This window comes from Salinisphaera sp. LB1, from assembly GCF_003177035.1.
Taxonomy (GTDB): Bacteria; Pseudomonadota; Gammaproteobacteria; order Nevskiales; family Salinisphaeraceae; genus Salinisphaera.
On the sequence record NZ_CP029488.1, the window covers coordinates 212,605 to 234,051 of the forward strand.

General features: G+C 64.0%; 19 protein-coding genes. 9 read left to right on the forward strand and 10 right to left on the reverse strand.

Features of this window, described 5'->3' with window-relative positions; all coding sequences use genetic code 11:
- The first annotated feature begins 100 nt into the window (after positions 1-100).
- Positions 101-1,636, forward strand: coding sequence for a membrane-bound lytic murein transglycosylase MltF (mltF, locus tag SALB1_RS00930; RefSeq protein WP_109992148.1), 1,536 nt, complete (start codon positions 101-103; stop codon positions 1,634-1,636).
- Positions 1,637-1,717: 81 nt separating this feature from the next.
- Positions 1,718-1,921 (forward strand): hypothetical protein, encoded by a 204-nt coding sequence (locus SALB1_RS18615; protein WP_145961206.1) that lies wholly within the window; start codon positions 1,718-1,720, stop codon positions 1,919-1,921.
- A 527-nt stretch (positions 1,922-2,448) separates the two neighbouring features.
- On the opposite strand, the gene SALB1_RS00935 is transcribed toward SALB1_RS18615, so the two are convergent.
- Positions 2,449-3,078 carry a phosphoadenosine phosphosulfate reductase family protein gene (locus tag SALB1_RS00935; RefSeq protein ID WP_109992149.1) on the reverse strand — a complete coding sequence of 210 codons (630 nt, stop codon included), beginning with the start codon at positions 3,076-3,078 and terminating at the stop codon, positions 2,449-2,451.
- Positions 3,079-3,294: 216 nt separating this feature from the next.
- Here SALB1_RS00935 and ettA point away from each other — a divergent pair, with 216 nt between their 5' ends.
- A complete protein-coding gene (gene ettA / locus SALB1_RS00940) occupies positions 3,295-4,956 on the forward strand; it encodes an energy-dependent translational throttle protein EttA (protein ID WP_109992150.1) in 1,662 nt (553 codons plus the stop codon).
- A gap of 124 nt (positions 4,957-5,080) precedes the next feature.
- A complete protein-coding gene (locus SALB1_RS18925; protein ID WP_158590562.1) occupies positions 5,081-5,233 on the forward strand; it encodes a hypothetical protein in 153 nt (50 codons plus the stop codon).
- A 132-nt stretch (positions 5,234-5,365) separates the two neighbouring features.
- On the opposite strand, the gene SALB1_RS00945 is transcribed toward SALB1_RS18925, so the two are convergent.
- The 3 genes from SALB1_RS00945 to SALB1_RS00955 all read right to left on the reverse strand — a co-directional run bounded on the left by SALB1_RS00945 (position 5,366) and on the right by SALB1_RS00955 (position 7,116).
- The gene (locus SALB1_RS00945) at positions 5,366-6,502 is read right to left on the reverse strand and encodes an MFS transporter (RefSeq protein WP_158590563.1); all 1,137 of its coding nucleotides are present in this window, start codon (positions 6,500-6,502) and stop codon (positions 5,366-5,368) included.
- 117 nt (positions 6,503-6,619) lie between these two features.
- Positions 6,620-6,808 (reverse strand): hypothetical protein, encoded by a 189-nt coding sequence (locus tag SALB1_RS00950; RefSeq protein ID WP_109992152.1) that lies wholly within the window; start codon positions 6,806-6,808, stop codon positions 6,620-6,622.
- Positions 6,805-7,116: a helix-turn-helix transcriptional regulator gene (locus SALB1_RS00955; RefSeq protein ID WP_109992153.1), complete on the reverse strand. Its 312-nt coding sequence runs from the start codon at positions 7,114-7,116 to the stop codon at positions 6,805-6,807. Before SALB1_RS00955 ends, SALB1_RS00950 begins: the two co-directional genes overlap by 4 nt.
- A gap of 193 nt (positions 7,117-7,309) precedes the next feature.
- Here SALB1_RS00955 and SALB1_RS00960 point away from each other — a divergent pair, with 193 nt between their 5' ends.
- Positions 7,310-9,550 (forward strand): molybdopterin-dependent oxidoreductase, encoded by a 2,241-nt coding sequence (locus SALB1_RS00960; protein ID WP_109992154.1) that lies wholly within the window; start codon positions 7,310-7,312, stop codon positions 9,548-9,550.
- Between the two features lie 222 nt (positions 9,551-9,772).
- Here SALB1_RS00960 and SALB1_RS00965 read toward each other — a convergent pair whose 3' ends face one another.
- The 3 genes from SALB1_RS00965 to SALB1_RS00975 form a co-directional block, all read right to left on the reverse strand.
- Positions 9,773-10,756, reverse strand: coding sequence for a DMT family transporter (locus SALB1_RS00965; RefSeq protein ID WP_199678632.1), 984 nt, complete (start codon positions 10,754-10,756; stop codon positions 9,773-9,775).
- Positions 10,757-11,026: 270 nt separating this feature from the next.
- Entirely contained in the window at positions 11,027-12,148 is a 1,122-nt protein-coding gene (gene ada, locus SALB1_RS00970) for a bifunctional DNA-binding transcriptional regulator/O6-methylguanine-DNA methyltransferase Ada (RefSeq protein WP_109992156.1), read from the reverse strand.
- Positions 12,149-12,365: 217 nt separating this feature from the next.
- Positions 12,366-13,826, reverse strand: a complete 1,461-nt coding sequence (locus SALB1_RS00975; protein ID WP_158590564.1) for a PLP-dependent aminotransferase family protein — start codon at positions 13,824-13,826, stop codon at positions 12,366-12,368.
- 103 nt (positions 13,827-13,929) lie between these two features.
- On the opposite strand from SALB1_RS00975, the gene SALB1_RS00980 reads away from it, so the two are divergent.
- Positions 13,930-14,820 (forward strand): EamA family transporter, encoded by an 891-nt coding sequence (locus SALB1_RS00980; protein WP_109992158.1) that lies wholly within the window; start codon positions 13,930-13,932, stop codon positions 14,818-14,820.
- A gap of 114 nt (positions 14,821-14,934) precedes the next feature.
- Positions 14,935-15,819: an ATP-binding protein gene (locus SALB1_RS00985; protein ID WP_109992159.1), complete on the forward strand. Its 885-nt coding sequence runs from the start codon at positions 14,935-14,937 to the stop codon at positions 15,817-15,819.
- A gap of 26 nt (positions 15,820-15,845) precedes the next feature.
- Here SALB1_RS00985 and SALB1_RS00990 read toward each other — a convergent pair whose 3' ends face one another.
- The 3 genes from SALB1_RS00990 to SALB1_RS18620 all read right to left on the reverse strand — a co-directional run bounded on the left by SALB1_RS00990 (position 15,846) and on the right by SALB1_RS18620 (position 18,444).
- The gene (locus SALB1_RS00990) at positions 15,846-16,400 is read right to left on the reverse strand and encodes a SprT-like domain-containing protein (protein ID WP_109992160.1); all 555 of its coding nucleotides are present in this window, start codon (positions 16,398-16,400) and stop codon (positions 15,846-15,848) included.
- 303 nt (positions 16,401-16,703) lie between these two features.
- Complete coding sequence (locus tag SALB1_RS00995; protein WP_109992161.1) at positions 16,704-17,381, reverse strand: hypothetical protein; 678 nt, start codon at positions 17,379-17,381, stop codon at positions 16,704-16,706.
- A 94-nt stretch (positions 17,382-17,475) separates the two neighbouring features.
- Positions 17,476-18,444, reverse strand: coding sequence for a YafY family protein (locus tag SALB1_RS18620; protein WP_145961207.1), 969 nt, complete (start codon positions 18,442-18,444; stop codon positions 17,476-17,478).
- 186 nt (positions 18,445-18,630) lie between these two features.
- Between SALB1_RS18620 and SALB1_RS18625 the strand changes: the two genes are divergently transcribed.
- Together SALB1_RS18625 and SALB1_RS01005 are read left to right on the forward strand one after the other, a co-directional pair.
- Positions 18,631-20,049, forward strand: coding sequence for an SDR family NAD(P)-dependent oxidoreductase (locus SALB1_RS18625; protein ID WP_158590565.1), 1,419 nt, complete (start codon positions 18,631-18,633; stop codon positions 20,047-20,049).
- Positions 20,036-21,328: an AarF/ABC1/UbiB kinase family protein gene (locus SALB1_RS01005; protein ID WP_158590566.1), complete on the forward strand. Its 1,293-nt coding sequence runs from the start codon at positions 20,036-20,038 to the stop codon at positions 21,326-21,328. Before SALB1_RS18625 ends, SALB1_RS01005 begins: the two co-directional genes overlap by 14 nt.
- The last annotated feature ends 119 nt before the right edge of the window (positions 21,329-21,447 follow it).

Below are 21,447 nucleotides of genomic sequence, written 5' to 3' on the forward strand. Positions count from 1 at the left end.
CCGCAGCTGCAGATCGCGACTGACCCCGGCTGCGAAGTCGCGTATGTTAAACGATCCGGATCGCTTTCCCAACACTTGATTCGATAATTCTTACATAAACGTGCCCGATACAATCCGCGGGCCGGGCGCCGGTTCGCGGCGCAGGGCCTCGACACTATTTCCAGGACGCCGCTTCGGCCCGCTGTTCGCGCTGATCGTACTGATCGGGGCCGGCGCGTTGATGACCACCTGCGTCCATCGTCCCGATGCCCTGACCCAGGTCCAGCGCAGCGGCGTGTTGCGCGTGGCGACGATCAATTCAGCCCGCACTTATTATCTCGGCCCGCACGGCCCCAAGGGTTTCGAATACGATCTGGCGCGCGGCTTCGCCCAATCGCTGGGCGTAAAACTCCGTATGATTATCGTGCCGGATCGCGCCGCCATCATCCAGGCGGTGAACAGCGGTCGGGCACAGATCGGTGCGGGGCTGGCGATCAGCCCCGGGCGCGATACCCGCGTGCGCTTCACCCCGCCCTATCTCAGCACCCCGCTGGACGCGGTCTATCGCCAGCACGCGAGCAAGCCCACCAAGCTCGCAGACCTGTCGGGCCGGCTCGTGCTGCCGGATAACACCGCGCTGGCGGCCTGGCTGCGCCGGCGCCATCCCGACCTGCAATTTACCGTCGACCGAACCGCGAACACCGAGGAACTCATGGCCCGGATCGCCCACGGCGATATCGATGCCACCGTGGCCAACGCCGACCTGGTCGCCATGAACCAGCGCTATTATCCGAAGTTACGCGTCGGGTTCACATTGAAAGGCGTGCGCCAGCAGATGGCCTGGGCGTTCGCCGGCACCGCGCTTGGCCACCGGCAGGACGGGCTCTACAACAAGGCGATCGCCTATCTCGAACAGGCGCGATCCAAGGGCCGAATCAAAATCCTGCACAACCGCTACTTCGGTCATGCCGCGCGCCTGGGATTCGTCGGCGGCGCCGAGTTCGCGCGGCAGGTCAAAAAACGGCTGCCGCGCTGGAAGCACTATTTCAAGAAAGCCGGCCGGAAATACGGCGTGGACTGGCGGCTGCTGGCGGCCATCGGCTATCAGGAATCGCGCTGGAATGCGAAGGCCGCCAGCCCGACCCACGTTCGCGGCATCATGATGCTGACCCGGGATACCGCGCAGCGCATGAACGTCGACAACCGCAGTAACCCGCAGCAATCGATCGACGGCGGCACCCGTTATCTGCTGCAATTGCGCAAACGCCTGCCCAAGGCCGTAAAGCCGCCGGATCGCACCTGGTTTGCGCTGGCCGCCTATAACCTCGGGCTCGGGCATGTGCTCGACGCCCGGCGCCTGCTCAAGCGGGCCGGGCGCAATCCGAACGTCTGGGTGAATCTGCGCGATGCACTGAGCTGGCTGTCGGAAAAGCGCTATCTCCAGCACACCCGCTACGGTTATGCCCAGGGCAAGCAGGCCGTCGCCTACGTCAGCGACATTCGCGCCTACTACGACATCCTGAAGTGGATGACCAGCGACAAAAAGCGTCAGCACAAACCGGCGGCCCTGGACGAGCAACCCTCGGCCAGCGGCGCGGATCAGGGCGACGACAAGAACACGCCGCCGGATATCAGCATCACGTCACCCGCTTTCTGATAGCGGTTTTAGCGCTTGAAAGCCTCGTCCGGCAAGGCGCCGAGGGCCGCATCCTGGCTGCCAGGCCCCGGACGCGGTTCCTTGAAGAAAACGATCCGCAGATTCACGCAGATCGACGCAGATGCGGTTCTGCTTTCGTGGCATGGCGGATTCGAGGCGCGAACAGACGCCAAGTCAACAAACCCGGCGCAGAACAACGGGCAGGCGGTCATTCGCGCCACGATCGAACCAAGGCCTCCAACGACCAACCGCCATCTGCGTGAATCGGCGTCGATCTGCGGATAAATGCCTTACGGAACGAAGAGACAGGTCACGCGGCGCCCGAAACCAGGTCGGTCGCCAACCCAGTCCGCCAATGAACGCGGAGTACGCCAATGGCGGACTGGCATTTCGACCTGACGGATGAGCGGCGCCGTTGTGCTTTTCGGACTTCGCTAAGCGAAGAAAACTGTCCGCAGATCAACGCAGATGCGGCTCTGCTCTCGCGGCGTAGCGGGCTCGAAGCGCTAACCGGAGACGGAGTCGACCGGAACGCCGAACTCGAAGGCTCCTTGGGAACGAAGAGTCAAAGGCGATTCGCGGCACGATCGGACTAGCACGTCCAACAATTAACCGCCATCTGCGTGAATCTGTGTTGCTCTGCGGACAAATGCATTAAAGGAAAGGAGAAAGAAGTCCTGCGGCGCCCCGAAACCACGGATATAGCGAGTCCAGTACGCCACGCCCCAGGCGCCGATAGCTCAATGTGCGCGCGCCGGACAAAAAAGAGCGCATGGGGTCCATGCGCTCTAGGCGTGCGAGACTGGGCCGGATCAGGCCGAGAAACGGTTATGCAGACCGCATTCGCGGTTGCCCAGCACCTTGGTCGGATCGTAATAATTGTTTTCGTTCGGCAGACCGTGCTCGATCAGGTAGCGTTCCATATCGATCTCGGTCCATTCCAGCACCGGGGCGACCTTGACCACGCCGCCGGGCTTGTCCTGCGACACGGTCTCCATGCCCTGGCGGAACGCGGTCTGGTCACGACGCACTGCGGTCAACCAGACATCCGGGCTCATTTCGCGCATGGCGCGGCCGAACGGCTCGAGCTTCACCTGACGGGTGAATTCCTCGTGCTGCGGGTCATCCACATCGGGAATACCCATGATGGCATCGCGCCGCGCCGCCGACATCAGCGGATTGAATACGTGGATGTTCAGGCCGAGATCGGCGATCAGCTTCTCGGCGAACAGATAAGTCTTGCGCGTGGCGTAGCCGGAATCGATCCACACGACATCCATGTCCGGCTGAGCGCGCACGGCCATGTGCAGGATCACGGCCTCGTAGGGGCCAAAGTTGGTGGTCACGATCGTGCGACCGTCGAGCGCGGCGGCCCAGTTCACGATCTCCTGCGGGTGCCGACCGGCGAGTTCGGCGTTGGCTTGGGCGGTATCGATGTCCATAAGACAAAACCTCACTTGGAGAAGAGCGAGCCGATCACTCGGTCTCGAATGGATTGCCGGCGATTGTAAGATCTATTCGGTTATTTTGAAGGGGCTTTTCGATATCGTTTGGTTATATTCTTAGCATCGCGCCCGCGCGCGTGCGCCGCCCCGTGTATCGAGCTGCAAACTTGGCTACACTTGGGGGTCTACTTCTATCGAGTGCACGCGCTTCCTATGGCCCAGTACATCTACACCATGAACGGCGTGGGCAAGGTCGTCCCGCCGAAAAAGCACATCCTGCGCGACATTTCGCTGTCGTTCTTCCCCGGCGCCAAGATCGGCGTGCTGGGTTACAACGGCGCCGGCAAGTCGACGCTGCTGCGCATCATGGCCGGGGTCGACAAGGAATATGAAGGCGAAGCCCGCCCCATGCCCGGCATCCATATCGGCTATCTGCCGCAGGAACCGGAGCTGGATTCGACCAAGGACGTGCGCGGCAACGTCATGGAAGGGCTCGGCGACATCGCAGGAAAACTCAAGCGCTTCAACGAAATCAGCGAAGCCTTCGCGGACCCGGATGCCGACTTCGAAGCCCTGCTGGCCGAACAGGCCGAGCTGCAGGAAGCGATCGACGCCGCCGACGGCTGGGAGATCAACAACACGCTGGATCGCGCCGGCGAAGCCCTGAACCTGCCGCCCTGGGATGCGCACGTCGACAATCTCTCCGGCGGCGAGCGCCGGCGCGTGGCGCTGTGCCGCCTGCTGCTGTCCAAGCCCGACATGCTGCTGCTCGACGAGCCCACCAACCATCTGGACGCCGAGTCGGTGGCCTGGCTGGAACGCTTTTTGAAGGATTTCGACGGCACCGTCGTAGCGGTCACCCATGATCGCTACTTCCTGGACAACGTCGCCGGCTGGATCCTCGAACTCGACCGCGGCCACGGTATTCCCTGGCAGGGCAACTATTCGTCCTGGCTGGAACAGAAGGAAAAACGGCTCGAGCAGGAACAAAAATCCGAGGACGCGCACCAGAAGGCGATCAAGTCCGAACTGGCATGGGTGCGCAGCAACGCCAAGGGTCGCCAGTCCAAGTCCAAGGCGCGCCTGCGCCAGTTCGAGGAACTGCAATCGCGCGAATACCAGAAGCGCAGCGAGACCAACGAAATCTACATCCCGCCGGGCCCGCGCCTGGGCGATCTCGTGTTCGAGATGAACGACGTCACCAAGTCGTACGGCGATCGCACTCTGTATGAAAACGTCTCGCTCAAGGTGCCCCAGGGCGCGATCGTGGGCATCGTCGGCCCCAACGGCGCCGGCAAGACCACCCTGTTCCGCATGCTCAACGGCGAAGGGGAACCGGATTCCGGCGAGATCCGCGTCGGCGACACGGTCGATCTGGCCTATGTCACCCAGTCGCGCGAGGAGCTGAACTCGGACAAGACCGTGTGGCAGGAAGTCTCCAACGAACAGGACATCCTGACCATCGGCAACTACGAGATCCCGTCCCGGGCCTACATCGGCCGCTTCAACTTCAAGGGCTCCGATCAGCAGAAACGCGTGTCGGAGCTCTCGGGCGGCGAGCGCAACCGGCTGCAGCTGGCCAAGCTGCTGCAGAAAGGCGGCAACACCCTGCTGCTCGACGAGCCAACCAACGATCTGGACGTGGAGACCCTGCGCGCGCTGGAAGAAGCGCTGCTGGAATTCCCGGGCGCGGTGCTGGTCATCTCCCATGACCGCTGGTTCCTGGACCGCATCGCCACCCACATCCTGGCGTTCGAGGAGGACGATGTGGTGTTCCTGGAAGGCAACTATCAGGACTACGAAGCCGATCGCAAGCGTCGACTCGGCAGCGCCTCCGAAGGTTCGGCCAAGGCCAAGCACCGCAAACTCGCCTGATCGCCGTTAGAACAGCGCAACGCCATCAAGCCCCGATCGATCGACCGGGGCTTTTCCTGGCCTCGCCGCACCAGGAGCGGGGCCTCGCCATTCACAGCCGCCCGCTACGCTGGCGCCGCGCACGTTGCCGCTTGGCGCAATCGATATCAGTCGCCAACTCGGGCTTCTGGAACTGCCCTCGTTGCCCATCATGCGCCACTCGAATATCAAGCATGCGCGGCAACGCGCTGCCATCGAGGAACTGGCCGCCGCCTTCCGGGGCGCCACGCGGCATTGATCACCAACGCGCCCGGCGCGCACTGTCAGTCTTTGCCACATCCGGCGGCCTCAGCCCGTGACGCCGCAACCACGGCATCCACTCGATGCCCATGATTGAACGGGTGGCCGGATTCCTGCCCGTCAGCTGCTTTTACAGCTCAGAGCAACCCGACCCATACGGGCTTTCGGTTACATGCGCCTTTCGGGCCTTGATCAAGTGAATCAATAACGCGATGGAGGCCGCCATGAGCGCCCCGACGGGCAACCAGGCTGCGGCTAGATGCGCGCCCAACGCCGCCGAACCGAGCGCGGCCCCGATACCACTGCCGAGATAATTAGCCGACGAATTCCAGGCGACGGATGCCGCAGCATGCCGGGGTGCATGCGTGACCAGAGCGTGCTGTTGCGGCGCCATGCTGGCCCAGCCACACAGGCCCCAGATAAAGCACCCCGCACCCGCCAGGGCGATCGGCGCATATCCAACCAGCACAAAACCAACGCCCAATAGCGAGATCAGTATTGACGTCGCTTTTATTGGCGTCACGTATCGATCGATAAACCGGCCAATCAACAATGCGCCCAGCATGCCGCCGATACCCCACAACCATATGAAAGTATCGGTCACAGCCCCCATGGCCCGGGAAGACAATATCTCAGCGATATAGGTATAGAGTCCCAGTGACGCGATGCCGGTCCATAGCGTCACACCCAGGGTGGATAGGGTAAACACATCCTTCAGCGCACCAAGTCGCTCTCGCCAAGCCATGGGTTCCGATTCCGGGTATGCACCGGCCCGCATCATGAGGCCGAATGCCGAAAGAAGCCCCAGAAAGACAATGAGCGCTATCGTCGACCGCCAGCCGAAATACGCCTCGATCAGGAGGCCGAACGGCACACCGAGGGCCGTGCCAACGCTCAAACCGGCCAGCACCAGGGACAAGGCGCGACCGCGCTGTGACGGGCTCACCATGTTGGCGGCACTGGATGTCGCCAGCGGCGAGTACATGCCGGCCCCGACACCGGCAATCAAGCGGGCGGTCAAAAAGACACCCAATGTGGGCGCAAGCGCCGTGATTATGTTGCCGAGCGTGAACACACCCATACCCGCCAACAAGGCCATTCGCGTGGTATATCGTGCGGAAACCGGCGCCAGGGCAGGCGCGCTGATCGCGTAAGCGCCGGTAAACAGGGCGACGCCTAGGGCCTGTTGCCGTTTCGTACACGTGCCGCGTTGGAGACCGCAAATCGTGTCCGGCAAGGCGCGAGCCGCCGCGTCGTGGCGTGCCACGACCCAGGCTTGCAACGCCGCCGGGCGCGATTTGCGGCCCAACCCGAAGGGACAAGCGCTGTTTTGCGGCAATACAGCGTTGTAGCTCTCTCACATAGAACGACTACGCTACGTTCGCTACGCCTCGTCTTGCCGCAAAACAGCGCTTGGCGCGGACGCGTACGAAACGGCAACAGGCCCTTGCCCGGCCATCGCCTGCGTCGTTTGCAAGTCCCGGGCGATGTGCGGCAAAAGGCCGGCGAGCACATAGGCATCCAGCCCAAGCGCGAAACCGCCGAGCACCACCGGCCACAACAGATAAATCATGCCCCCGACTCCTGTTTCAACACCGTATCCAGGAGCCCCGGAAACTTTGCGTCCAACAACTCACGTCGCAGGCTGATCCAGCAGTTGCGGCCCTCTGCGCGCGTGGTGGTGATGCCGGCCTTTCGCAGCGTCCCGGTGTGATGCGTCACCGTCGATTTTGGCATGTCAGGCGCCAGGTCGAGACTGTTCACGGCATCTCGCCTGGCCAGGATGCGCACCATTTCCAGCCGTGTCGGGTCGCTCAAGGCGAAAAGCACTTGGGCCAGGCTCACTTCCTCTGGAGACGGATGCTGATAGATGCGGGGCATAGCGCATTAACTGTTCGAATTTCTTCGAACAATAATAGTTCGGCATTCGTCGAACAGTCAACGCGCGTTGGTCGCGGCAGATCGGGCTTGTATCGTCGCCTCGGTACGATGTATTGGTACGATCACTTGTATCGCCAGTGCGGCGCGCAGGGACACTGCTGTCAGCCAGCGCCCCAACCGGTAGGAGGCCGTCATGAGCGACCATTTCTTCGCCACCCATTTTGGGACCTACCGCGTGGATCAAACCCCTGAGGGCCCCCGCCTGTCCGGCTGGCAAGCGGACCCACAGCCGAGCGGCTTCGGCCTGAGTTATCTCGAGCTCGCCCGGCATCGCTGTCGCGTCGCCCAACCCATGGTGCGGCGCGGCTGGCTTGAAGGGAATGCACGATCGATACGCGGCGCCGACACGTTCGTTCCCGTTGCCTGGGATACAGCCACGCAATTCGTCGCCGATGAGATTGACCGAATCGCAGGCAACTACGGCAACCGGTCGATCTTCGCCGGCTCGTACGGCTGGGCCAGTGCGGGCCGCTTTCATCACGCGCAAAGCCAGATCAAGCGCATGCTCAATCTGGCCGGTGGCTTCACCGCGAGCCGACACAGCTACAGCTACGGTACCGCCAGTGCCTTCCTGCCGCATGTCTTTGGGCCGGAGTACGCGGGCACGAACGCCTGTGCCCCGAGCTGGGATCAGATTGTCGACCATACGGATTGCCTGGTGGCCTTCGGTATGCGCCTGACCAATGCGCAATGTGACCCGGGTGGCGTTGGGCGCCATACAGTCGAACAGTGGCTGGGCCGGGCGCTCGATCGCGGCATGCGACTGATCGTGGTTTCTCCGGACGCCGCGGATAGGCCCGAGCACCCGAACGCCGAACATCTCGCGATCCGGCCAAACACCGACACCGCGCTGCTGCTGGCCTGTGCCCACGCCTTCATTCGAAACGGCGAGATCGATCAACGGCAAATCCGGCAACTGACCACCGGTTTCGATCGGCTGGCCGCCTATGTCAAGGGCGACGCCGATGACGTGGCCAAGACGCCCGAATGGGCCGCGCGCATTACCGGCGCGCGGCCGTCGCAGATCGAGCGCTTCATCGCGGCGCTGCGCGTGCCGACCAGTCTATTGAATCTCGGCTGGTCCCTGCAGCGGGCAAGCGCCGGTGAGCAGCCTTACTGGATGGCGATCGCACTGGCTGCGATGCGCGGCCAGATCGGCCGGCCGGGCGGCGGCTTTGCGTTCGGGCTGGGCTCGGTCAATTCGGTGGGTCAACCGGTGCGCCGTCTCAAGGCGCCCGGACTCGATCAGGGGCACAATCCGGTGAGCGACTTCATTCCGGTAGCCGCGATCGCCGACTTGCTCGCCAACCCTGGCGGCACCCTCGAATACAACGGCCAAACGCTTTCACTGCCCGATATACGACTGGTCTACTGGGCCGGCGGCAACCCGTTCCATCACCACCAGGACCTGAACCGTCTGCGACACGCCTGGCAGCGGCCTGAAACGATCATTGTTCACGAGCCGGTCTGGACCGCGACGGCACAGCATGCGGATATCGTGCTGCCCTCGACGCTACCGTTCGAACGCAACGACATCGCCGTATCGAGCCACAACCGGACGATCGTATTCAATCGCGCCACCCATGCACCCTATGCCGATGCCCGCGACGACCATCAGATCTGCACAATGATCGCTGACCACCTCGGCGTTGCCGATAAATTTGCCGAGCAGCGCAATACCGAAGATTGGCTGGCCTATCTATACGCCGGCTACCGAGAAAAATTTCCCGAGTTGCCCGACTATCGAACTTTTCGTCAAAAGGGCATCCACACCCTGGACGATGAACTGGAAGCGCCACGCTCGACGACGCTTCTGGCCGAATTTGCCGAGGCGCCCGAGGCTCACCCGTTGTCAACGCCCTCGGGTCGCATTGAACTGTTCTCTGAAACGATCGCGAGCTTTGCCTATGGGGACTGCCCGCCCCATGCAAGCTGGGTTGCCCCCAAAGAATGGCTGGGCGGCGAGCTGGCACAGACCTACCCACTTCACCTGCTTTCTCCACAGCCCGCGAACCGGTTGCACAGCCAACTGGACGCGGTAGGCGCGAGTCAGCGTGACAAGGTCGCCGCGCGCGAGGCCGCGGTGTTCTGTACCGAGGATGCCATTATGCGTGGAATCCGCGAAGGCGATACGGTCAAATTGTTCAATGCCCGGGGCGCTTGCCTGGTCGGCGCCACTCTGTCGGAAACGCTGATGCCCGGCGTCGTCATATTGCCGACAGGGGCCTGGTATACCCCGGAAGATCCGACGGATTTTGCGAGTCTCGAACTGGCCGGCAATCCCAACGCAGTCACTCAGGATCGGCGGGCTTCCCGGTTGTCCCAAGGTAGTGCAGCACACAGTTGCCTGGTGGAAGCCGTACGGCACGAATGACGGCCACTCGAACAGGCCGTGCACGCGCATCCCGGCACCCACCGTCAATCGCTGCCGGTCGCGAAACAACGGCTCGGCGTCGTTCCGGGCGAGCCAGGACATCCCCGATCGCAACAAAGTTTGCCCGCGATCGAATCATCCGCCGCTACCGCGCGACGCGGCGCCGAGACGATTGTTGTTTCGCGCGCCATCGAAGCGTCTATCTCTGCAAGACAGACGGCGCTACAACCTGGGCAGAGCCGTTATCAATAGACGCCCATCAATGGTTAGCAAGCCGACCCCGATCAACGCGACGCCCGCATAATCGGCCGGATGGAGCGCTTCGCCGAGGACTGCAACGCCCAGCACAGCGGCCACCACGGGAATCAACAATGTGACCAGCAACAGATTGGTCGCACCCGCACTCTGTAGCAGACGGAAGTACAGGATATAGGCCAAGGCGGTCGAAAAGAGGCCGAGGGCGATGAGCGCCATCCAAACCGTCGGACCGATGCTTGTCGACGGCAGCGCCGAGCCGAAAACAAGCATCAGTAACGGGAGTACGAGGCTGGACATCGTGACCTGGCCTGTCGCGACCGCGATCGGGTCGACCCCCATGCGTTTGAAGCGGCGCCCGTACACGCCGGCGCAGGCATAAGACAGTGCCGCGCCGACGATCGCCAGTTGTGCCATGAGGTCCTGACCGACGTGAATCGCGCTATTGCCACGGACAACCAGGGCAACGCCGAAAAAACCCACAACGGCACCGACCACCTTGTTCGGCGTGATCCGCTCGTCGGGCAAGCACACGGCGGCGACCAGTATGGTCAGAAACGGCGTGGTGGCGTTCAGGATGGAGGCCAGTGCCGCGCCGATCTGTTGTTGTCCCCACGCGATAACCGAGAAGGGCACCACGTTGTTCAGCACGGCCATGACGGCGAACGCGGCCCAGGTGCGCCGATCACGCGGGATGCGGACGCCGGCAAGCAACGAGCCGCACCAGAGCGCGACGGCCGCCAGCGTAACCCGCAGGCATACGATCGTGAGTGGCGAGACCGAGTCGAGCGCGATCTCCACGAAGAAGAACGACCCACCCCAGAGAAGCGCGAGCGCCAGGAGCATCGCCCACTCCCGTGCGCCCATCCGTGGTTTGATTGCACTCATTGCCAAGAACCTCGCGTGATACGGACACGAGATAGTTCGAGGGCCTGTTGCCGTTTCGTACACGTGCCGCGTTGGAGACCGCAAATCCGTCGACACAAGGCGCGCGTCGCCGGTCGTGGCGTGCCACGATCAAGACGCGCAACGCCGTATCGGCGGATTTGCGGCCCAACCCGAAGGGACAAGCGCTGTTTTGCGGCAATCCAGCGTTGTAGCTCTCTCACGTAGAACGACTACGCTACGTTCGCTACGCCTCGTCTTGCCGCAAAACAGCGCTTGGCGCGGACGCGGACGAAACGGCAACAGGCCCTCGCGGCCGGCACGCCCCGGCACAGTCTAATTCTTGCGCTTGTTCTCAGCCGCCTGCGCCGCAGCCGTCGTTTGCGCGCGAGCGCCTGCCGGCGGGCTGGGGTCCTTTGCTTCGCGCTCAAGCAGATCGCGCTTTCGCGCGACGCCCCATCGGTATCCCGACAGCTGTCCGTCGGTGCGCACGACACGATGACACGGAATCGCGATTGCCAACGGATTGGAAGCGCAGGCCCGAGCAACCGCGCGTGCGGCCTTGGGCGAACCGATTCGCTCGGCAATCTCGGCGTAAGTCGCGGTCTCGCCGCAGGGGATTGTTTGCAGTGCCTGCCAGACGCGCTGCTGGAATACGGTGCCTTGCAAGTCCAGCGGGAGATCGAGGCCGCCCCGGGGCAACGCCACGAACCCCACGACACGGGCGACATGGGCTTCGAACTCTGCATCGCCGCCCATCAGGTCCGCGCGCGCAAATCGATCCTGCAACTCGCGCACGAGCGCATCGGCGTCGTCGCCGATCGAGATGGCACAGATCCCGCGCTCTGTCCCGGCCACCAGGATCGCGCCGAAGTCGGTTTCACCGACAGCGAAGCGGATGACGTGATCGGCGCCACCGTCGCGATACGACCTGGGGGCCATGCCGAGTGAGCGAGCGGCCGACGTATAGAAATGACCGCTCGAATCGTAACCGGCGTCGAATACCGCATCGGTCACGCGTTGCCCGTTGGCAAGTGCTGCGCGCACGCGCTGCTCACGACATGTGATCGCATACTGGCGCGGCGTCATCCCCACGGTCTGTTTGAACAGCCGATGAAAATGGAACCGGCTCATGCCGACGTACGCCGCGATCTGGGTCAGTTGTGGTGTCTTCTCGCTTTCCTCGATCAATCGACAGGCGCGTGCAATCGTGTCGGCCTTGCGTTGCGCCGGCGCGATCCGGTCGGGCGTGCATCGCTTGCAAGGTCGAAAACCGGCCCGTTCGGCCTGGGCAACGCTTTCGAAAAACACGACATTCTCAGGCCGTGGCGGCCGTGATTTGCAGCTCGGCCGGCAGTAAACACCCGTCGTTTTAACCGCATAGACAAACGCGCCATCGGCGCGGCCATCGTTGGCCAGGACCGACGCCCATCGGCTTTCATCGTGCTCTGTGCTCATCTCTGGCTGGCTCGATATTCGGGTACTGGCAATCAATCTACATCGACAACAGGCACGATGCGCTTTGAAGATTGCTCTGTAATTCAGCGAGCGAATGATCGGCGGCGGCGACCACGGCCAACCCCGCTGTCGCCCGCGATGCGATGCCGGCCATCGCTGTACGGAATGTGCCGCGCAACCGCCGCATGGCCGCGCCGACATGCTTACAAAAACCCGCTCAGCGTAACGCGTCAATCAATTTGCCGAGCTGCCTGATCCCCCTGTGAGTGGCCGCGTTCCATGGTTGCGCGCAGTTCAAACGAAAATGACCGGCAAAACGCGATCGGTCGGAAAACAGAGTTCCCGGCGCGATGCTGATGCCGAGTTCCAGTGCGCGACGATGGAGATCCCGTGAATCGACGCGATCCGGCAACGCGATCCACAGCAATATGCCGCCACTCGGGCGGTTTACACGCACGTCATCCGGCCATTCGCGATTAATCGCGTTCAGCGTGCGTTGAACGGCAACACCCGCGCGATGTTGCAACAGGCGCAGGTGGGTGAGGAATTGGCCCGTGGCCAGAAACTCGCTGAGTGTCAGTTGCGCCGGGCCATTGTTGGCCAGCGAACTCGCCATTTTCAGTTTGACAATTGTTTCCCGGTATCGCGACGACACGATCCAGCCCAGTCGATACGCAGGCGAAAGTGTTTTGGAAAAGGAACTGCAATAAAGCACCGATCCATTGGTATCAAATGCCTTCAGCGGCTTCGGCCGGGTCGATCGGGCATGCGTCAGATCACCATAGATATCGTCTTCTATCAGCGGAATTTGCCGGGCCGCAAGCATGTCGACCAGGGCCTTCTTGGCTCGATCCGCCATCACGAACCCCAACGGATTGTGATGGTTGGCGCTGATCACAAATGCTTGTACCGATCGTTTCCAGGCGATTTCTGCCACAGTATTCAAATCGACCCCCGTCTCGGGCGACGTCGGCAACTCCAGGACTTTCAAGCCCAGACTTTCCAGAATCAACGGGATGCCGTAATACACCGGCGATTCGATGGCAACGGTATCGCCGGGTCGGGTCACAGCCCTCAGCGCCAGCATCAACGCCTCGGTACAACCGTGGGTGATGACGATGTCGTCGGGATTCACGGCACACGCCGCCGTCGTCATGTGGTGGGCGATCCCCTGTCTGAGCGGTCTATGCCCCTGGGGTTCCGTCACCAGATGGGCGGTTTGAATGGCCTGCCTGACCGTTCGGTTACTCAGCCGCTGCAGCTTCGACAGCGGTAGAAGCTCGGCGGCAGGGGCGGCGGAACCGAATTGAACCGTCGCCTGCTCGGCCGTGCAGGAAAGCACCGTTCGGATCAGGCTCGCGGCATCCACATCGCGCGCGCTCGATAGATTTCGATAAAAATACGCTGGTGTACTCAGCGTTCGCCGGCCCGCCACATAAAAGCCTGACCGGTTCCGGCTTTCGATGACACCCTGCGCCTCCAGGGCCCGGTAGGCGCGCAACACGGTCCCCGGGCTGACCTCGGCGCGCCGGCTCATCGCCCGAACGGACGGCAATACATCCCCGGTCTGCAGCGCGCCATTGTCGATCTGGCGCCGCAAACAATCGATCAGGTCCTGGTATCTGTATCCCACCCGGGCAAGCCGCTCATTGCTGTTCCATACCCAATGACCGGTCACTGTACCTGTTCCAACCGCATCAGGAGGCATACGGTTTCATCTGAAAAAACGTCGCCTGCAACGCCTCGTTCGCGGGCGGGCCCGGCCTGAAAATGGAAAACGAATGAAAACCAGAGACTTGTTATTGGGCATATGCGTCATGGCGATCTGGGGTTTGAACTTCTCGGTGATCAAGCTCGGGCTGGAGCGCCTGGATCCATTCCTGCTGGCCGCCTGCCGTTTTCTTCTTTCCGCGATCCCGCTCGTCTTTTTTGTACGCAAACCCAACGTACCCATGGCCGTCATCGCCGGCTACGGCTTGCTGTTCGGTGTCGGGCTCTGGGGCATCGTGACACTCGCCATGCAAATTGGCGTGTCGGCCGGCATTGCCTCGCTCGTGCTGCAAATCAGTGCCTTTTTCACCATTTTTCTGAGTGCGTACTGGTTCGGCGACCGGCTCTATGCGAGCCACTGGGTCGGCATTGGGCTGGCGGCTGTGGGGCTTGTCTGTTTGCTTGCGCTGACCCCGGGCCGGCTTTCCGTCCCCGGCTTGCTACTGGTGATCCTGGGCGCACTGTCATGGAGCGTCAGCAACCTTCTGGTCAAGCAATACCGGCCAGTGCCGATGTTTTCATTCCTGGTCTGGTCGAGCCTGTTTTCGCCCGTGCCGCTCGTGTGTCTGGCCATTCTGACCGAGGGCTATCAACCGCTTGAAGATTTCGCCGCGCAAGTTGACGGCCTCGCGCTGTTTTCGATCGCATTTCAGGTCTACGTGACGACTGTGTTCGGCTACTGGGCGTGGAACAGGCTGGTTAGCCGATATGCACTCTCGCAGGTCGCCCCGCTATCGCTGCTTGTGCCGATCTTCGGTCTCCTCGGTTCAGCCGCGATATTCGGCGAAGCGATCGGCTATGGAAAAGTCCTGGCCGCCGTTCTGATTCTTCTCGGCCTGATCCTCATCACATCGGCGCAGTGGATCAGACAGCGATCGATATTGCGCCCATCGACCGGCTGAGCGCTGCCGAACAAGGTGACGCCGACGCCCGCACTGACCGGCGCCTCGCCGTGTCTTTCAACCCGGCAGCGGACGCGTCTTCATCCGCGGCCGGGCATTGGCTAGACTGGCCGGATGCAAAATACAGACACGCTCGATCAAATCCTGTTCCAGCTGACCCGGCTGGCCGATACCGCCGAAGCGCGGCTGGCCGATGAGCGCAGCGCGCTCGGCGGCGATATCGACTGGTCGGCCCATGCCTTCCGCTGGCGTGATGATGGCCGGCTGCAGGCGATTGCCGCGCCCAGCACCATGCCGCTCGACCGCCTGCACGGTGTCGACCGGCAGAAGGAACGGCTGGTCGCCAATACCCGCCAGTTCGTGACCGGCCGGCCGGCCAACAACGCCCTGCTCTGGGGCTCGCGCGGGACCGGCAAATCCTCGATGGTGCGCGCGCTGTTGTCCGAATTCGCCGACGACGGACTGCGCATCATCGAAGTACCGGCGCATCGGCTGGTCGATCTGCCCGACCTGGTTGCCCGGCTGGGCGGCCGCGAGGAGCGCTTCATCGTGTTCTCGGACGATCTGTCGTTCGAGGCCGGCGACGGCAGCTACAAGGCGCTCAAGGCGGTGCTCGACGGCTCGCTGGCGGCCGCGCCCGAGAACGTGCTGATCTATGCCACCTCCAATCGGCGGCATCTGCTGCCGGAGTATCAATCCGAGAACCAGGCCTCACAGACCGTTAATGCCGCGACCGGAGAAATCCATCACAGCGAGGCAGTCGAGGAAAAGATCTCGCTATCGGAGCGGTTCGGGCTGTGGCTGTCGTTCTATCCGTTCGACCAGGCCAACTACCTCGCCATCGCGGCCCGCCATCTGGCGGCCTACGGCATCGACGCCGAAGTCGGCACCGATCAGCCGTGGGAGCGGGCGGCGCTGCAATGGGCGCTGGCGCGCGGCAACCGCAGCGGCCGCACGGCCGAGCAGTTCGCACGCGATTGGGCGGGCCGCGACGCCTGACGCGCCGTTCGGCGCGCCCGGCCGTGTCAGCCGGGCGCGTCGGGCTCGGCGTATGTCAGCCTGACGCCACAGACCCGGCAGATGTAAGCGGTCCCCGCCCGGGCTCGTTTGTGCCGGATACTCGTCAGCCAGGCCGGCTCGTCACAGCCACAGGCGTACCGATAGCGCTTGAGCTGGCGCGTCGGCTGTGCGGGCAGTGCATGGCACGGCGAGGCATCGACACCGAAAGCCTGCATCAACGCCTTCCATTCCGCGCCGTGGGGCTTGGCGCGGCGACCGTAGAGCCGATAGATCGCCACGTGCGCGACTTCGTGCGGCACGGTTTCCGCCAGCATCTCCTTCGGATGCGAGGCCAGCAGCGCGGCATTGAGCCGGACGTGGCAGCGCCGGGTGCGCCGGGCGAACACGGCCTGGCCGGCGGCACGGCCGCGCAGATCGAAGCGCACTTCGGGCACGGGCAGCCGGCGCGGGCTGGCGCCGGTGATCTCGCGCGCGCGGCCGATCCAGTATGCGGTCAGCTCGCGGGCGCGCGCCTGCAGATCATCGGCGTCATCGAGTGCTAGGGACTGTTGCCGCTTCATACGAGGCCCGCGTTGGTGCCGCAAATCGTGCCAGGCAAGGCGCGAGCTGCCGGTCGTGGCGGGCCACGATCAAGGTGAGCAACGCCGCATGGCGCGATTTGCGGCACCAACCCTTTGGGACAGCGGCCCTTGGGCCGCAATCCAGCGTTGCCGCTCACTTGCGTAGAGGGACTACACCGCACTCGCGGCGCCTCGTCTTGCAGCCCAATGGCCGCTGGCGCGGTCTCGTATGAAGCGGCAACAGTCCCTGGATTGTGCTGAACAGGCCGCGCCATCGAAACCGTGAAAATAAAACATCCGCGCTCAGGATACCCGCTTGTGCCCGGCTTTGCCGCCGGCCGGCGCCTGGGTGAAGGCCTGCACCTGGGACAGCGCGAGACGCTGGCGACGGACCCAGTCGGCATCATCCAGCTTGCCGCGTACGTTGAACGGGAAAATCCGGCTCATCTCCGCGAGCCGGCGATCCGCGGCCTCGGCGGCGGCGCGCAGACGGTCGTGCTCGACGCGCAGCGCGACCACGTCGTCCGGCAGGCCCGGCCCGCGTACCAGTGCCCGGGTTTCCGACCAGGCGGCCACCAGCGCCGAGCGATCGCCGCTGCGGTAGGCGCGCAGGATCCGGGGCCAGAGGCTGGCGCGCGCGTCGTCCGCGGCCGCGGGGTCCACCGCGGGATGCGCCACGGTCACGAGCCCGCGGAAGATGGTGCGCACATCATCGGCCTCGGCGCGCGACAGGCTCGGCCACTCGCTGCGCGCGAGCACGCGCTGGTAGCGCGGCGCGGCCGCCGATTCGGCCAGATCCACCGCCAGATCGCCGAAGGCACGCCAGTAACGGGCTGCCCATTCCGGGCCATCATGATAACGCCAGTCGTATTCGATCGACAAGGCATGCGCCAGCTGCCGACGCAACTCACGCGTGGCAACGCGCAGTTCGTCGTAGGCCGGATGGGCGCTGCGATTGGGGGCAACTCGACGGTTCGACATGGTGAGACTCCTGTGTCGCGAATGTCGCTGTTTCGACTCAAGACACAGCATGCAACCGCCGGTGGGTCAGAATACGACCCTGAGCTGTAAAAATTTACAGTCCGTAAATGGCCGCGGCGTCGGCCAGCCGCCCGGCGGTGGCCTCGCGCAAGGCCGGCGGCGCGACAACCTCGACCTCCGGCCCGTAGGCCAGCACATCGCGCAACAGTTCCTCGGCGGCGGCATACGGCACGCGCAGCTCGTAGCGGCCGTCTTCGCGCCAGGTCCCGACCTGATCGGGATGCCACTGCTCGTCGGCCACCCAGCGCGCCGCGGCAGCACTGAAACACAACACCGCGGTATGGGCGGCCTCGCCCGAGAAGATGCCGTAACCCCCGCCGAGCCGGGCGTCCAGCGTGGCCGCGTCCATGTCGGCGGCCGGCGCGTCACTGATGACCGCCGACTGGATCCGGTCGATCGAGAAACTGCGCAGGCCATCCGAGCGGTGGCACCAGGCATCCAGATACCAGTTGTCGCGATAGTAGACCAGCCGCTGCGGCGAGACCGTGCGCTCGCTGATCACATCCCGCGCCCGCCCGTGATAGCGCATCGCAAGCCGCCGCCGCATGGCGGTCGCCGCAGCCACGTCGGCGAACGCCGGCCCCGGGCGTCTCGCGGTCGCGCGCAGCACGCGCGTGCGCGCCGACAATTCGCCGGTGCCCATCGCCCGCGATTCCAGAATCCGCTCGAGCCGGCGCCGTACCGGCGCCAGATCGGCCGACAACAGCCCGGGTTCGAGTGTTTCCAGCAACTGATCCATGGCCAGCAGCGACACCAACTCCGCAGCGTCGAACCACAACCCCGGCAGCTCGAAGCGCGCATCCGCTTGGCCGTGATAGTAGTACCCGTTGTATTCGCGGTCGTATTCGATCGGCGCATCGAGATACAGCCGCATATCGCGGATAATGCGTTTGACCGTGGCCGGCGAGCATTCCAGGCGCCGTTCCAGCGTGGCCTTGGGGATTGGATGATGCGCGCCGGACAGTTGTTTGTGCAGCGCGTAGATGCGGTCGAAGACGTTCATGCACCGAGTCTCGCATGTCGCCGCCGCCGTGATGAATGCCGTTTCCGAGTGAACTTGTCGAGCCACGGCGGTCAGACGGTTGAACCCTTGACGCCTGCGGCGGGGAATCGCTTGCAGCGTCGCCCTGCAGTGGACAGACTGCCCGAACGGAATCCGACCAATGTCGCAGACCATTACTGCGCGCCCATGACCGAAATCGATACCCATGTCATCGCCGACCGACCGCCGAGAGACGCGTTTCGCTACCTCGCGGACTTTTCCACATGCGAACAGTGGGACCCGGCGGTCTATCGCGCGGACAAGCTCAGCGCGGGCCTGCCCGCGGTCGGCAGCGAGTTCCGTGTGATCGTATCGCTCGGCGCCCGCCGCAAGACGCTGCGTTACCGCATCGACGCGATCCAGCCCGGCCGGCGCATCGAACTCGTGGGCCGTGGCGCCGGTATCAAGACCTTCGAAACGTTCACCGTGAGCGCCGAGGATGGCGGGCGTCGATCGCGCATCGATTATCAGGGTCGCTTCTCGTTGCGCGGCCCGCTGGCCCGGGCGAAGCCGATCCTGGCGCCGGCCATCCGGCGCATGGTGTCGCGCGCGGCGCGCGGCCTGGCCGCGGCGCTGGCCGTCGACACCCGAACGCCGCGCCAGGGCTGGCTCAGCTATGCCGCCGACCGCGCCATCCTGCCCGGCGAAGCGCTGTATACCGATCGCGGCTATTTCGCCATGCCCGACCGCTCGCACAGCGAATTCATGGACGGCAAGCGCGTCGTGGTGACCGGCGCGACCGGCGGCATCGGCCGCGCCATCGCCGCGGAATATGCCCGGCTCGGCGCGCATGTCACGCTCGTCGGGCGCGATGCCGACCGTCTGGAGGCGGCGGCCGAACACGTACGCGGTTTCGCCGGGGCCGCGCCGGACGCCGTGGATGTGGTCGAGGCCGATCTGACGAGCATCGCCGCCACGCGCCGGGCCGCCGCGACCATCGCCGAGGACGCACCCAAGCTCGACGTACTGGTGAACAACGCCGGCGCGCTATTCGACGAATACGGCGTGAGCGATGACGGCATCGAACGCACCGTGGCGGTCAATCTGGTGGCGCCCTTCGTGCTCACCGAATCCCTGATCGGCCCGCTGCAGGCCGCCGGCGGCCGGGTGATCAACATGGCCAGCGGCGGCATGTATGCGGTCGACCTGGATATCGACGCGCTGTCGCCGTTGCCGACGAACTATGGCGGGCTCAAGGCTTACGCCCGGGCCAAGCGGGCGCTGGTCGCGCTGACTGCGCACTGGGCGCGCCGCTACGGCGACCAGGGGCTACAATTCAACGCCATGCACCCCGGCTGGGTGGACACACCCGGCGTGGCACGATCGCTACCGCGCTTTCATTTCGTGATGCGCCCGGTGTTGCGCGATACGCGCATGGGCGCCGACACCGCGGTCTGGCTGGGTGCGGCACGGGCCGCGGCCGGGCTCAACGGCGCCTTCGTGTTCGATCGCAGGCCGCGGCCGACGGCGCTCGTGCCCGGCACCCGGGTCAAACCCAGCCAGGCCCAGACCCTGTATGGCTGGCTTCGCAACACCACCGGTCTGCCCCCCCATGGCCTCGGATAGCGACGACTCGAAGAAACGCCGCCGGCGCATTCTCGGCGCCGGCATCCGTACACTTTCTCGCGGCGCGATGCGCGGCATGCCAGGCTACGACCGCGCCAAGAGCCTGCACAAGACCGGCCAGGACTGGTACGACACGCTGGGCGGGCTCAAGGGCGCCGCCATGAAGCTCGGCCAGATCGCCTCGCAGTATCAGGACCTGCTGCCGCCGCAGCTGACCGAACAACTCGCCCGCCTGCAGCGCAACGCCGAGCCCTGGCGCTTTGCCGATCTCGAACCGGTGCTCGATGCGAACTGGACCGACGAACAGCGCGAGATGATCGAACACATCGACGAGAACGCGATGGCGGCGGCCTCGATCGGCCAGGTACACGCCGCGCAGCTGACGGATGGGCGCGCGGTGGTGATCAAGATCCGTTACCCCGGCGTCGCCGACTCGATCGATGCCGACATCGCCAATCTGGGCCGGCTGCTCAAGTGGTCGCGCTTCCTGCCGATCGGCGGGCGGGACCTGGATGGCGTGCTGGGAGAGCTGCGCGAACGTTTCGTCGAGGAAACCGACTATCGCCGCGAGCTCGTCAACCTCAAGCTGCTGCGTCAGCTCGAACTACACGACTTCGAGCTGCCCGAGCCGGTACCCGAACTCTGTACCGAGGCCGTGCTGGTCACCACGCGGCTCGATTCGGCGCCGCTCGAGACCGGCCAACCGGCACTCGGGGCGGCGGTGGTCGAGGCGATCAATCGTCAGGTCTTCGAACTCGGCGCCCTGCACGCTGATCCGCATCCCGGCAATTTCGGCATCACCGAGGCCGGCACCATGGCGTTGTACGATTTCGGTTGCCTGAAGTATCTGGACCAGCCGACCCGAGTCGCCATGCGCGATATCCTGACCGCCGCCATGGCTGATGACTGGGCGGGCGTACACGATGGCATGGAACGGCTCGGTGCAGTGCCCGAGGGCAGCTGGGAACGCCATGCCGAGGTCTATCGGGAAATTTATGCCCGGCATGCGGAATCGGCCCTGGCCCCGCTGCGCGACCGCCGGCCCTATGTATTCGAACGCGACGAACTGATCGACTCCATCCGCGCCGAAATCGGGCGCTCGATGGGCTACTGGCGGTATTTTCGCGCCGCGCCCGACATGGTTTTCGTCATGCGCACCCTCTCCGGGTTGTACTGGATTCTGCGCAGCCTACACGCCGAAGTCGATCTGTACGGCGAACTCGAGCGCATTGTGGCCGGCGAATACGGCCCGCCGGCACAGGCCGACGAAACCCGTTGACAAACCGACGAACGGACGGCTAATCAGCCGTTAAGCCTGACGATCTAATCTATAGTAGCGCATCGCAATTACGGGTCGTGCTCGCCCCGATGGGCAGGTCGAGCAACCGCTACTAAATC